Raw genomic sequence first — 13574 nt, 5'->3', positions numbered from 1 at the left:
TTCCATGTTCTTTCGCAACCTGACGTTCTTCCGTTTCCCGACCACCACCGATTTTTCCGAAGTCGACACCCTGCTGCCGCACGCCCTGCTGAAGCCGGTCGGCGCGCTGGAAATGAACTCGCGCGGTTTCATCTCACCGTTCGGCCGCGAGGAGAAGGAGCTGCTCTCCCACCGCATCGCCGAGCACCTGTGGCTGACCGTGGGCGGGGAGGACAAGATCCTGCCGGCGGCGGTGGTCAACGACCTGCTCGAGCGCAAGCTGGAGGAGATCGAGGAGAAGGAAGGCCGCCGCCCGGGTGGCCGCGAGCGCAAGCGCATGAAGGACGACCTGCTGCATGAACTGCTGCCGCGCGCCTTCGTGAAGTCCTCGCGCAACGACGCCTTCATCGACCTGCAGCACGGCTACGTGGCAGTGGATACCTCCAGCCGCAAGACCGGCGAATACTTCATGTCCGACATCCGCGGCCTGCTCGGCAGCTTCCCGGCGATGCCGCTGAACGCCGAAGTCGCGCCGCGCTCGATCCTGACCGGCTGGATCGCCGGCGAGCCGCTGCCGACCGGGCTGAGCCTGGGCGAAGAGTGCGAGATGAAGGACCCGGTGGAAGGTGGCGCGGTGGTCAAGTGCCAGCACCAGGAGCTGCGCTGCGACGAGATCGACAAGCACCTGGACGCCGGCAAGCAGGTGACCAAGCTGGCGCTGATCTTCGAGGACAACCTGTCCTTCGTGATCGGCGACGACCTGATCGTGCGCAAGCTGAAGTTCCTCGACGGTGCCCTGGACCAGCTGGAGCATGCCGACGAAGATGGCCGCCGCGCCGAGTTCGACGCCCGCTTCGCCCTGCAGAGCGCCGAGATCCGCCGCCTGTTCCTGTTGCTGGAAGAAGCCTTCAAGCTCAGCAAGGCTGACTGAACAGGCAGCCCGACGGCCGCCGGTCATCCGGCGGCCCGAAGCAGCGCTATGCTGGGTGCATGAGCCGTCTGTTGCGCCGCCTGATCAGCCCGACCCCGCCCGCCACCGTACAGCGCGACACCGTTCGCCTGCGCCTGGAGGATGCCGAGATCGAGGTACTGCGCGTGCGTGATCCGCGTGCACGGCGCATCAAGCTGAGCGTGGACGAGCGCGGCGCGCGCCTGACCCTGCCGCCGCGCGCAAGCCTGGTGATGGGCGAACGCTTCCTGGAACAGCACCGCGACTGGCTTGCACTGCAGCTGCGCCAGTACCAGGGCCAGGGCCTGCCGGCGCCGCTGCAGCCCGGCGAAGACGGCGTGCTGCCCCTGCGCGGCGAACTGCTGCCACTGCGCTGGCAGGAAGGCCGCTATGCGCGCCTGGAGATCGACGCGCACGGCGCCTGCGTGCAGTGGCCCACCCGTGGTGGTGACGCCACCCTGCGCCGTCTGCTGCGCGAGTTCTACGAAGCCCAGACCCGCGCCGACGTCGGGCGCTGGCTGCCGAAGTACCTGCCCACCCTGCCGCGCGCACCCAGCCGCCTGCGGCTGAAGGTGATGTCCTCGCAATGGGGCTCACTGGCCCCCGACGGCAGCATGGCACTGGACCTGGCCTTGGTGCTGGGCCGCTCGGAAGCGTTCGAATACGTGCTGGTGCATGAACTCTGCCACCTGATCCAGCCCAACCACTCGCCCGCGTTCTGGCACGAAGTGGAACAACGCTTCCCCGCCTGGCGCGAGCAGCGCGACTACTTCCAGCTGGAAGGGCGACGCCTGAAGGCCATGCTCAGGCAACTGCTGTAGCGCCAGCGCTACAGCAGTTGCCCACGCATTCTTCTGCAACGCGCCATGGAGCTCGCGCAGCGCGCGCCCCGCTCCTGCTCTTCTTTCTTTCTTCCGTGGTGGGCACACCGGAAACTGTCGAAGGACGGGATGGGTGGGATTGCGGGGGTGTCCGCGGCATGGATGCCGCGGCCAAGCCCCCAGGGACGGGTTTACGGCGTCCCCCGCAATTCCACCCATCCCGGCCAACCTCATGATCGTGCAGACCCCACCGACCACGAAGGGCTCAGCCGTTGGCCGAAACCCTTACCCCGCCCGCAGCGCCGCCGCCGTCGCCCACCGCGCCGCCACCCGCGGCGCCGTAATGCACACCGCCTGATCGGTCACCGTCGTCACCGCGCGCTCCAGCAGCTGGATATCCGCCTCATGTTGGCGGGCCACGTGCGGATCCTCGAAGAAAATCGCACGCTGGCAGCGCCCCTCCAGCACCCGGTCGGCAATCTGCGCATCACCGCCCATCGGGCCGCTCTGGTAGCGCGTCACCCACGGCGTATCACGTGGCCAGCCCCGGCTCCAGGCCAGTTCGTTCAAACGCTGGCCGGTGGTGCCCGTCGCCACCCGCTCACCGAACCGGACCAGCACATCGAAGTGCTCATCGGCGAAGGCCAGCATCGCCGGCTTCATCGCATCGTGCGCGATCAGCGCCAGCGTCTGGCCTTCGAACGCATGCAGGTCGTCGGCGCCGCCGTCTGCCGCCAGCCCGGCGTGGACGCGCTCCACTTCGACCCAGTCGCGTGCGGTGGCCACGGTCGAAATGAACGGCTTGCCGTGAATCACGCACTGGCGCTTCAGCGCCGTGGCTTCCGGAAATACCGAGGACGGATCGACCGGGTCGATCAGGTAGATCGCGCCATCCAGTGTCCGATCCGGACCCATGCCAACGACTTCGGCGACCAGCTTCATCAGCCCACCCTCGCGACCGTAGGGATAACGGTGCAGGCCCGCGTACCCGGCCAGGAAGCCCTGTCGTTCGATCGCGTCATGGGTGCGACCGACCGCATGCAGCGACACGCCCAGCTCGCGCAGGCCGGCCTCGCTGCTGCGCAGCCAACGGAACAGCGCGGCGCGCGCGTCGTGGTGATGAAGACGGTTGGCAGCCAGGCCGATGCGCATCGAACGCTCCGCAGTTACGGGTGAAGGCGGCAGTGTATGTCGGCATTCCCCTATCTGGATGCTTTTACAACTTTCTTCATTGCCGTCGGTCCGCACGTCGATAGCGTGGCAGGCAGCGGTACCGCAGCGCGGCCGTTCCTTCCGCCCGCGAGATGAGGATGCCTACCGTGAATGTCGCCGGCTTCCCGGCAGCCATTGCTGTCATGGCCAGCCTGCTGCTGCCTGCCACGGCCTCCGCCACGGGCTGCAGGACACCGCTGCGCATCGCCTGGCCTTCCGACCGCGCACCCTTGTCGTCCAGCGAACAGGGTGAGGCACGGGGGCTCGGCGCGGTGTACCTGGAGCTGTTGGGCCGGCAACGGCCACTGCAGCTGCTGCCCGTGCCGGCCGCCAGCGTGGACCGGGATGAGCTGCCGGCCGGCACCCAGGCGCTGCTGGGGTGGCCACGCTCGCAGCTGCCCGCCGGGTGGGTGGCCAGCACGCCCTACCTGCAGCTGCCACAGGTGATCGTCCGCCGGGAGGGTACGCCGCCGGTGCTGGGCCTGGAAGATCTGCGTGGACGCACCGTGGCCAGCCCCAGCCGGATGCCGCTGCAGGGGCTGCTGGCCGAGCAGGCAGCGGGTGCACAGCTGCTGCCACCGGCAGCGCTGGACGATGCGCTCCCGCTGCTGGGCACCGGATTGATCGATGCGGTCGTCGCCAACCTCGGCGACGTCGAGGCCGCGTTGCGCCGCTACCAGGGCGATGCACTGCTGATCGCTGCGCCGGCCGGTTTCGATGATGCCCTGGTGCTGGCGACCACGCCCGCCTGCGCCGATGTCATCGTCGGCTTCGAGCACGCGCTGTCGCAGCTGACCGATACCGAGCGCGAACAGATCCGCGCGGACTGGCTGCCGGACCGGCCGCGTAATTCCCCGTCATCGTCGCCCCTGCGCTGGCTGGTGCCGGCCTCGTTGATCCTGCTCGCCCTGGCGCTGGTACATGCCTACGGTTACTGGCGGGTGCATCGCGAAAGCGTGCGCCGCCGAGTAGTGGAGCAGCGCCTGCAGGAGGTGACTGCGAACCTGCCGGCGGTGGTCTACCAGGCGCGTCGGTCGGCGGGCGGCCATTACAGCTTTCCGCAGATCGCCGGTGACGTGCAGGCCCTGTTCGGAATCAGCGTGGAGACCGCGCGGATCGATCACCAGCGGTTGTTGGCCGCGGTCCATCCGGATGACCGCAGCCAGGTGATGGCCTGTGTCGAGACGGCTGCATTGGCGCGTGGCCCGATCGACGTCACTTTCCGCACCCGTTCGCCACAAGGGTGGCGATGGGTGCGTTCGCATGGGCGGCCGTTGCCCTGCGACGACAGCGACGTCGAGTGGAGCGGCTATTGGATCGACGTCAGCGAGGTGCAGTCACGTACCCGCGCGCTGGCCGACGCGCGCCGCCAGGCCGAACAGGCAGCACAGGCCAAGGCGCACTTCCTGGCAACGATGAGCCACGAGATCCGCACCCCGATGAGCACCTTGCTGGGCATGCTCGAACGGCTGGCGGGCAGCAGGCTGGAGGCGCGCCAGCAGCAGGTGCTGGCCACGGTCGATGATGCCGCGCGGATGTTGCGGCAGATCCTCGACGATGTCCTGCACAGCCAGCGCCTGCAGGGCGCACCACTGCAGCTGCGGCCCATCGATCTGGCGGCACTGGTGCGCGCGGTGCAGCAACTGCTGATGCCGGTGGCCGCCAGCCGCGGCCTGCACCTGCAGGTGGTGCTGGATCCGGAGATGCAGCCGGGATCGCTGGCCGACGGCCTGCGCCTGCGCCAGATCCTGTTCAACCTGGCCGGCAACGCATTGAAGTTCACCCGGCAGGGCCACGTGGAACTGCAGGTGCAGGTACTGCAGCAGCGTGACGGCGGCCAGCGGCTGCGCCTGCAGGTGAGCGACAGCGGCGTGGGCATCAGCGAGGAACGCCAGCAGGCGGTGTTCGCCGCCTATACCCAGGCGGAGCGCTCGACCACACGGCGCTTTGGCGGCAGTGGGCTGGGCCTGGCGATCTGCCGCGAGCTGGCGACCTCGATGGGCGCGGAGCTGCAGCTGCGCAGCTCACCCGGGAAAGGCACCACGGTCTGGCTGGATCTGGACCTGGATGCCTGCGAGGCACCCGTGGCTGCACCTTCGGCGGCGGTTGCGGACGAGCGTCCATTGCCGGCGTCGCGCGTGCTGGTGGCTGAAGACCATCCCACCAACCTGCATCTGCTGGAGCAACGCCTGTGTGCGCTCGGGCTGCAGGTCCACGCCTGTACCGACGGACGGTCGGCGCTTGCAGCATGGCAGGCGCAGCCGTTCGAGCTGGTGATTACCGACTGCCACATGCCGGGCATGGACGGCTTTGCGCTGGCGCGGGCGATCCGCGCCGATGCCTGCCCGGCGCGCGCGCAGGTGCCGATCATCGCGCTCACGGCCAGCGTGATGGAAAGCACCCGCGAAGCCTGTCGTGTGGCTGGCATCGACCACTTCCTGGCCAAGCCGGTGGAGCCGCACGTATTGCGTGCGCTGCTGGCGGTACTGCTGGTGCCGGACTCAGTGGGCCAGTAGCCGCACGATGCTGGCGGCGGCGTCGCGGCCCTCGGCCACGGCGGTCACTACCAGATCGGCACCGCGCACTGCATCACCACCGGCGAACAGGCGCGGATGCGCGGTCTGGAACGGCAGGCGGTCCTTGCCGCCGGCCACGATGCGGCCGTTGGACTGGCCTTCCACGCCATGCTCGGACAGCCATGCCGGCAAGGTCGGCGAGAAGCCGAAGGCGATGATCACCACGTCCGCTTCCAGCAGCGATTCGCTGCCCTCGATCGGCACCGCGTTCTGGCGGCCGTTGGCATCCGGTTCGCCCAGCCGGGTCTCGACCACGGTCACGCCGATCACTTCGTCATCAGCACCGGCCTCGATCGACAGCGGCTGGCGGTTGAACAGGAAGCGCACGCCTTCCTCGCGTGCATTGGCCACTTCGCGCGCGCTGCCCGGCATGTTCGCTTCGTCACGGCGGTAGGCGCAGGTGACCTTGGCTGCGCCCAGCCGCACGGCGCTGCGCACGCAGTCCATGCCGGTATCGCCGCCACCGAGCACCACCACGCGCTTGCCGTTGAGATCGGGCAGGGCGATGGTGTCTTCCCAGCCGGCGATCGGCCGGCCCTCAGGGTCATCGCCACTGACGATGCGGCTGTTCTGCACCAGGAACGGCAGCGCCGGCAGCACGCCCTTCAGGTCCTGGCCGTCGAGGCCGCCATCGGTGTAGCGGTAGGCGCCGGTGCCGACGAACACGGCGTCGTGGCTGTCCAGCAGCTGCTGCACGCTGACATCGCGGCCGATCTCCACGCCGAGGCGGAACTGCACGCCCATGCCTTCGAGCACTTCGCGGCGGCGATGGATCACGTCCTTGTCCAGCTTGAAGCTGGGAATGCCGAACTGCAGCAGGCCGCCGATCTGTTCGTAGCGGTCGTAGACCACGGCGGTGATGCCAGCGCGTGCCAGGCGGTCGGCACAGGCCAGCCCGGCCGGGCCGGCGCCGATCACCGCCACGCTGTGGCCGGTCGGCTGTACCGCGCCCAGGTCCGGGCGCCAGCCGCTGGCCAGCGCGGTATCGACGATGTACTTCTCCACCGCGCCAATGGTCACCGCACCGAACTCTTCCAGCGTGCAGCTGCCTTCGCACAGCCGGTCCTGCGGGCACACCCGGCCGCACACTTCCGGCAGCGGATTGGTGCTGTGGCACAGCGTGGCCGCCTCGTGGATGCGGTTTTCCTGCACCAGCTGCAGCCACTGCGGAATGGCGTTGTGCACCGGGCACTTCCAGCTGCAGTAAGGATTGCCGCAGTCCAGGCAGCGGCCGGCCTGGTACTGGGCATCTTCCTTGCCGAACTTGCCGTACAGCTCGCCCCAGTCGCCGGACGTGCGCAGTTCCACCGGAATGCGCTGCGGCATGGTGCGGGGCAGGTCGAGGAACTGGAAGGCGTGCTTGCGGCTCATGGCGGGCTCTGGAATGCGAGGGGGAACGTTGCCGGCCAGCGGCCGGCACTACCGGAAAACATCACGCAGCGCGTCGCAGGGTTTCGGTCAGCGACTCGATGCTGGCGGCCTTCGGTTTGACCAGCCAGAACTTGCCGATGTAATCGCGGAACTCGTCCAGGATCTGCTGCGCCCAGATGCTGCCGGTCAGCTCGCGATGGCGGCCGATCAGGCGATGCAGATGCTGGCGGTAGTTCTCGAAGCCCTCGGCGGAGACGCGATGGATGTCGATCAGCTCGTGGTTGTAGCGATCGACGAAATCGCGGTCCACGTCCAGCACGTAGGCCAGGCCGCCGGTGAAGCCGGCACCGAAGTTCAGGCCGACCTTGCCCAGCACCAGCACCACGCCGTCGGTCATGTACTCGCAGCAGTGATCACCGGCGCCCTCGACCACCGCCAGCGCGCCGGAATTGCGCACCGCGAAGCGCTCGCCCGCGCGGCCGGCGGCGAACAGCTCGCCACCGGTGGCGCCATACAGGCAGGTGTTGCCGATGATCGCGGTGCTGCGTGCCTCGAAGCGGGCGCCACGTGGCGGGCGCACCACCAGGCGGCCACCGGCCATGCCCTTGCCGACGTAGTCGTTGGCTTCGCCTTCCACTTCCAGGTGCAGGCCACCGACGTTGAACGCGCCAAAGCTCTGCCCGGCGCTGCCGCGGAAGCGCAGTTCCAGCGGCGCCTCGGCCATGCCCTGGTTGCCGTGCGCGCGCGCCACTGCACCGGCCAGGCGGGTGCCGATGCTGCGGTCGGTGTTGTGGATCAGGAAGCGGTGTTCGCCGCCGCGCTTGTGCTCGATGGCCGGGGCCAGCAGGCCATCCATCTGCGTGGCCAGGCTGTCCGGCGATTCGTACAGCCGCTGCGCGGCGCAATGGCTGCCCTCGTAGCGGCTGTCGGCCAGCAGGCGTGACAGGTCCACGCGCACGCCATCACGGGGCGCTGCCTCGATCTGCCGCAGCAGGTCGGTGCGGCCGACGACTTCTTCCAGCGAACGCGCGCCCAGGTACGACAGCCAGCCGCGCACTTCTTCGGCCAGCAGGCGGAAGAAGTTCTCCACGCGCTCGGGCTGGCCGGTGAAGTGGTTCTCGCGCAGGCGTTCGTCCTGGGTGGCCACGCCGGTGGCGCAGTTGTTGAGGTGGCAGATGCGCAGGTACTTGCAGCCCAGCACGATCATCGGCGCAGTGCCGAAGCCGAAGCTGTCGGCACCCAGCAGTGCGGCCTTGACCACGTCCAGGCCTGTCTTCAGGCCGCCGTCGGTCTGCAGCAGGGTGCGCCCACGCAGGTCGTTGGCCAGCAGCGCCTGGTGCGCTTCGGCCACGCCCAGTTCCCACGGCACGCCGGCATAGCGGATGGAGCTGACCGGCGAGGCACCGGTGCCGCCGTCATGGCCGGAAATGGTGATCAGGTCCGCGCCGGCCTTGACCACGCCCGCGGCAATCGTGCCGACGCCGGCATGGCTGACCAGCTTCACCGAGACCAGCGCGGTTGGGTTGACCTGCTTGAGGTCGTAGATCAGCTGGGCCAGGTCTTCGATGGAATAGATGTCGTGGTGCGGCGGCGGTGAGATCAGGCCGATGCCCGGCCTGGCATAGCGCAGGCGGGCGATCAGCTCGTTGACCTTGTGGCCGGGCAGCTGGCCGCCTTCGCCGGGCTTGGCGCCCTGCGCGACCTTGATCTGCAGCACCTCGGCGTTGACCAGGTACTCAGCGGTGACACCGAAGCGGCCCGAGGCCACCTGCTTGATCTTGCTGCGCTTTGCGGTGCCATAGCGGGCGGGATCCTCACCGCCTTCGCCGGAATTGCTGCGGCCACCGAGGCGGTTCATGGCAATGGCCAGCGCCTCGTGCGCTTCCGGCGACAGTGCGCCCAGGCTGATCGCAGCAGTATCGAAGCGCGGGAACAGGGTACTGGCCGGGGCGACCTCGTCCAGCGGCACGGGCGTGGCCGCTGGAACCAGTTCCAGCAGGTCGCGCAGCGCCGACGGCGGCCGTGCATGCACGGCATCGCAGTACTGCTGCCACGCACGCGGGTCGCCGCTGCGCGCCGCGCGCTGCAGGGTGGTCACCACGTCCGGGTTGTACATGTGGTACTCGCCGCCGTGCACGTACTTCAGCAGGCCGCCAACATCCACGTCCTGCTGTGCGTCCCAGGCCTGCGCGCACAGCTCACGCGCGTCGGCGTCCAGGCGGGCGAAGCCGGCGCCGCCAATGCGCGAGGCGGTATCCGGGAAGCACAGGTCCACCACGTCCGGTTCCAGGCCGATGATCTCGAACAGCTGCGCGCCGCGGTAGCTGGCCACGGTGCAGATGCCCATCTTCGAGATGATCTTCGACAGGCCCTTGTAGACGCCCTTGCGGTAACGGCGGCCGATCTGCGACTGCTCACCGCCCTTGCTCAGCTTGAGGATGCCGCGGCGGCCCAGATCGAACAGGGTCTGGTAGGCCAGGTACGGATACACCGCGGTGGCGCCGAAGCCGAGCAGGCAGGCCATGTGGTGCGGGTCGCGCGCGGTGCCGGTCTCGACGATCAAGTTCACGTCGCAGCGCAGGCCCAGGCGCGAGAGGTGGTGGTGGATGGCGCTGGTGGCGAGCAGGGCATGCACCATCGGCCGCCCGGCCACCGGGTAGCGGTCGGACAGCAACAGCATCACCATGCCGTCGCGTGCGGCCTGCTCGGCTTCGGCGCAGATGCGCTCGATGCCGGCACGCAGGCCCTCGTCTTCGCTGTAGGACAGGTCGAGCAGGCGATTGGCCTGCACGTACTGGTCCATCTTCAGCAGCTGGCGCAGCTTGCGCTGGCTCAGCACCGGCGAGTTGAGGATGACGTGGTTCACCGTCTCCGGGCCGGCATGGAAGATGTTGGTCTCCTTGCCGAGCTGGGTGGACAGGGACATCGCGCAGTCTTCGCGCAGCGGATCGATCGGCGGGTTGGTGACCTGCGCGAAGGCCTGGCGGAAATAGTCGTACAGCGGTCGGCTGCGCTGGCTCAGCACCGCCATTGGCGTGTCGTCGCCCATCGAGCCGGTGGCTTCCTGCTCGGTCTCGGCCAGCGGCCGCAGTACCTGTTCCACTTCCTCGCTGCTGAGCTGGTACAGCTTGTGGTAGCTGCGCAGGGTGCCTTCGTCGAAGGGCTCTTCCACAAGCGAGGGGTCGATCAGTTCGGTCTGCAGGTAGGTCACGCCCTGCTGCAACCACTGCTTGTACGGCGCGCGACCACGGTTGATGCGGTCCACCGCGTCGGAGTCGAGCAGGTCACCACGCTTGAGGTCGATGGCCACCATTTCGCCTGGGCCGAGCTTGCCCTTGCGCACCACGCGCTCGGTCGGCACTTCCCACACGCCCGCTTCGGAGGCGACCAGGAAGTGGCGGTCGGCGGTCAGCATCCAGCGCGCCGGACGCAGGCCGTTGCGGTCGAGGGTACACACGGCGTAGCGGCTGTCGCAGGCGACGATGCCGGCCGGGCCGTCCCACGGCTCGCTGTTGAGGCCATGGAATTCGTAGAACGCGGCCAGGTCCGGGTCCTTGAATTCCAGCGACTGCGTGGCCGGCGGCACCAGGATGCGCAGCGCCTGGATCAGCTCCATGCCACCGGCGACCATCAGCTCCAGCATGTTGTCCAGGCTCTGCGAATCCGAACCGTGCATGGAGATGACCGGATCGAATTCGGCGATGTCGAAGCGCGGGGTCTTCCACACCTTGCTGCGCGCCTGCGCCCAGCGCCGGTTGCCTTCGATGGTGTTGATCTCGCCGTTGTGGGCGAGCATGCGGAACGGGTGGGCCAGCGGCCAGCGCGGCAGCGTGTTGGTGGAGAAGCGCTGGTGGAACACGATGGCGCTGGAGGCCAGTTCGCGGCGCTGCAGGTCCGGGAAGAAGCGGCTGAGCTTGTCCGGCAGCACCATGCCCTTGTAGCTGATCGCATCCGGGGTGAGGGTGGTGACGTAGAAGTCGGTGTGTTCGCGCAGCAGCTGCTCGCTGCGGCGACGGGCCAGGAACAGCGCCAGCGCGAAGCCGGCATCATCCTGGCCGACGCCGGCGTCGACGAACACCTGTTCGATGCGCGGCAGCGTGTCGCGCGCCAGCTGGCCGCAGACGCTGTCGTCGGTCGGTACCTCGCGCCAGCCGGCAACCTTGCAGCCCACCGCTTCCACCTGCGCCTGCAGCTGCGCGCGGCAGGCCTGCGCCGCGTCGGCGTCGTGCGGCAGGAAGACCAGGCCGGCGGCGAAGCGTGCGGAGACCGCGATACCGGCTTCGCTGGCCAGCAGTTTCAGGAAGGCATCGGGGCGGCGCAGCAGCAGGCCACAGCCATCACCGGTCAGGCCATCGGCGGCGACACCGCCACGGTGGGTCATGCGCGAAAGCGCGGCGATGGCGGTATCAACCAACAGGCGCGATGGTTGATCGTCGAGTTGGGCGACCATGCCAAATCCACAGGCATCGCGCTCGGAGCGCGGGTCGTAAAGCCCTTGGCGGTTGCGGGGGGCCATCTCTACCTCGATGCGTATAGGGTTGGCGGCGACACTCGTCCCCGCTCATTCCCTGGAGCGCATCGTGAGGCCACCGGATGCCTCGACTAGATCACAGGTTGCTGCAACGCCGCAATACACGGTTGCAGGTGCAACAGAACGCGCCGGCAACCCAGTGCCGGCGCGGGGCCGGAGTCAGCCGCAGCGCGCGCCGCTGACGGCGCCCTTGGCGTCCACTTCGATGTTCAGGCGGTCGCCGAGGAACTCCATCGTGGCCATGTCGTTGGGCTTCAGTACGCGCACCTGGCTGGCACCTGCATCTTCCTGTGCCTGCTTGCCCAGTGCATCGGTGTAGGCCTGGCCGACCAGGCTCTGCACCTGGCTGGCATCGCAGGTGCCGACCGGCGGCGCCTCGGTGGCCTTGCCAGCTTCGTCGGCCGGCGCCTTGGCGGCTTCGGCGGCCTGCTGGGCATGGGCCGTGGCCGAATCCTGTTCATCCAGCGCCGGTGCCTGGCAGGCGGTCAGGGCCAGCACGGCCGGCAGCAACAGGGCGGAGAGCGAACGGGCGCGAATCGGGAACGACATCATGACTCCGGAAGGGGTTGTGAAGACCCGAGCATAGCGGCGAACCGGCCCTCACGTGTTTGTCTTGTGTTATCGACAGGATCGCGGCATGGCGACGGCGACACTCCAGGCATGCCAACCCCCTCCACCCCCGAACGACAGGCCGCGCGCGCGGCCGGCCTGCGCTATGTCGACGACACCCAGCCGGGCATCAGCCGGCGCCGCGCCGGCAAGGGTTTCAGTTACCGCGATGCTGATGGCCACGCGATACGCGATGCCACCACTCTGCAACGCATCCGCGCACTGGCGATTCCACCGGCCTACACTGCGGTGTGGATCTGCGCCCACGCCAACGGCCACCTGCAGGCCACCGGCCGCGATGCACGCGGGCGCAAGCAGTACCGCTACCACCCCGACTGGGCGAAGGAGCGCGATGCCGGCAAGTTCGACCGCATCATCGCCTTTGGCGAGGCCTTGCCCACGCTGCGGCGGCGGTTGTCGCGGGATCTGAAACGGCCGGGGTTCCCGAAGGAAAAAGTGCTGGCCATGGTGGTCGCGCTGTTGGCCGACACGCTGGTGCGGGTCGGCAATGAAACCTATGCGCAGCAGAACCGTTCGTTTGGTCTGACCACACTGCGCAACCGCCATCTGGAGCTGCTGCAGGGGGGCCGGGTGCGCATGCGCTTCCGCGGCAAGTCCGGGCAGCTGCAGGAGGTGACCGTGGGCGACCGCAGGCTGGGGCTGCTGGTGCGGCGCCTGCAGCAGTTGCCGGGGCAGGCGCTGTTCCAGTACCGCGATGACGACGGTGCGCTGCAGCCGGTGGATTCCGGCGCGGTGAACGACTACCTGCGCGAGGTGATGGGCGAGGACTTCACTGCCAAGGACTTCCGCACCTGGGGCGGCACGGTGGCGGCGGTGCAGGCGTTTGCCGCGACCGAGCTGCCGGAACCGGCCAGCCAGCGCGCGCTGGCGCAGGCGCAGCGCGCGGTGGTGTGCGAGGTGGCAGCGCTGCTGGGCAACACGCCTGCGGTGTGCCGCAAGGCCTACATCGACCCTTGCGTGTTTGCCGGCTGGGAGCGCGGTGAACTGGCGAAACTGGCCGGCCTGCGCGGGCCGCGCCAGTGGGAACAGGCTACCCTGCGCGTGCTGCGCAGGGCGCGCCGGCTCAGCCGCAGTAGATCGCGGTGATGTTGTTGGTGCGGCCCTTCTCGATGGTCAGGCGGTCGCCGCCTTCGCTGGCCGGCGGCACCCGCGGACCATCATGGCGCAGCACCCGCACGTGCAGGCTGTCGCTGTCCACGCGTGCGCGGGCCACGGTGGCGTCCGAAGCGGCCAGGCCGAGTGCGCCGCGCACCATGTCGCTGTGGCACTGCCCGGAAATGACGCCGTCGATCGGCTGCACCTGGGCCATTGGCGTGCTGCTGCAGGCGGCAAGGGCAAAGCAGGCGGCGGCGGTGGCGATGGCAAGTTTCATGGAGGCGTTCCTTGTTTGATTGCGTGCAGGGTGCGACGTCAGACGTGGTGGCGGAATGAATGCCGTGCACATCGTGGACACGGCGCGCTCACCGCCGCCAACAGCGTGGGTGGAGACACTGCAGGAGCGGCAA

Annotated in this window: 9 protein-coding genes; 4 read left to right on the top strand and 5 right to left on the bottom strand. The window is 68.6% G+C overall.

Annotated features, from left to right (window positions below):
• Window positions 1-4: 4 nt before the first annotated feature.
• Window positions 5-910, top strand: a complete 906-nt coding sequence (locus tag AC5QAH_RS18190) for a recombination-associated protein RdgC (protein WP_005411825.1) — start codon at window positions 5-7, stop codon at window positions 908-910.
• 59 nt (window positions 911-969) lie between these two features.
• Window positions 970-1749: a M48 family metallopeptidase gene (locus tag AC5QAH_RS18185; protein WP_032128692.1), complete on the top strand. Its 780-nt coding sequence runs from the start codon at window positions 970-972 to the stop codon at window positions 1747-1749.
• A 285-nt stretch (window positions 1750-2034) separates the two neighbouring features.
• Here AC5QAH_RS18185 and AC5QAH_RS18180 read toward each other — a convergent pair whose 3' ends face one another.
• The gene (locus AC5QAH_RS18180) at window positions 2035-2901 is read right to left on the bottom strand and encodes a hypothetical protein (protein WP_049453915.1); all 867 of its coding nucleotides are present in this window, start codon (window positions 2899-2901) and stop codon (window positions 2035-2037) included.
• 167 nt (window positions 2902-3068) lie between these two features.
• Here AC5QAH_RS18180 and AC5QAH_RS18175 point away from each other — a divergent pair, with 167 nt between their 5' ends.
• Complete coding sequence (locus AC5QAH_RS18175) at window positions 3069-5477, top strand: ATP-binding protein (RefSeq protein ID WP_043397826.1); 2409 nt, start codon at window positions 3069-3071, stop codon at window positions 5475-5477.
• Here AC5QAH_RS18175 and AC5QAH_RS18170 read toward each other — a convergent pair.
• The 3 genes from AC5QAH_RS18170 to AC5QAH_RS18160 all read right to left on the bottom strand — a co-directional run bounded on the left by AC5QAH_RS18170 (window position 5463) and on the right by AC5QAH_RS18160 (window position 11988).
• Window positions 5463-6908 (bottom strand): FAD-dependent oxidoreductase, encoded by a 1446-nt coding sequence (locus AC5QAH_RS18170; RefSeq protein WP_010487309.1) that lies wholly within the window; start codon window positions 6906-6908, stop codon window positions 5463-5465. The two genes, AC5QAH_RS18175 and AC5QAH_RS18170, sit on opposite strands and share 15 nt — an antisense overlap.
• Before the next feature lie 61 nt (window positions 6909-6969).
• Entirely contained in the window at window positions 6970-11424 is a 4455-nt protein-coding gene (gene gltB, locus AC5QAH_RS18165) for a glutamate synthase large subunit (protein ID WP_495232486.1), read from the bottom strand.
• 174 nt (window positions 11425-11598) lie between these two features.
• Window positions 11599-11988, bottom strand: a complete 390-nt coding sequence (locus tag AC5QAH_RS18160) for an I78 family peptidase inhibitor (protein ID WP_495232485.1) — start codon at window positions 11986-11988, stop codon at window positions 11599-11601.
• 111 nt (window positions 11989-12099) lie between these two features.
• Here AC5QAH_RS18160 and AC5QAH_RS18155 point away from each other — a divergent pair, with 111 nt between their 5' ends.
• Entirely contained in the window at window positions 12100-13155 is a 1056-nt protein-coding gene (locus AC5QAH_RS18155; protein WP_099559746.1) for a DNA topoisomerase IB, read from the top strand.
• On the opposite strand, the gene AC5QAH_RS18150 is transcribed toward AC5QAH_RS18155, so the two are convergent.
• Window positions 13133-13441, bottom strand: a complete 309-nt coding sequence (locus AC5QAH_RS18150; protein WP_010487302.1) for a hypothetical protein — start codon at window positions 13439-13441, stop codon at window positions 13133-13135. The two genes, AC5QAH_RS18155 and AC5QAH_RS18150, sit on opposite strands and share 23 nt — an antisense overlap.
• Between the last annotated feature and the right edge of the window lie 133 nt (window positions 13442-13574).

It is taken from the genome of Stenotrophomonas sp. YJH_SMC_43 (genome assembly GCF_059372535.1).
Note: the sequence above shows the minus strand (reverse complement) of the source record. Positions and strands in the feature narration are given on the sequence as shown.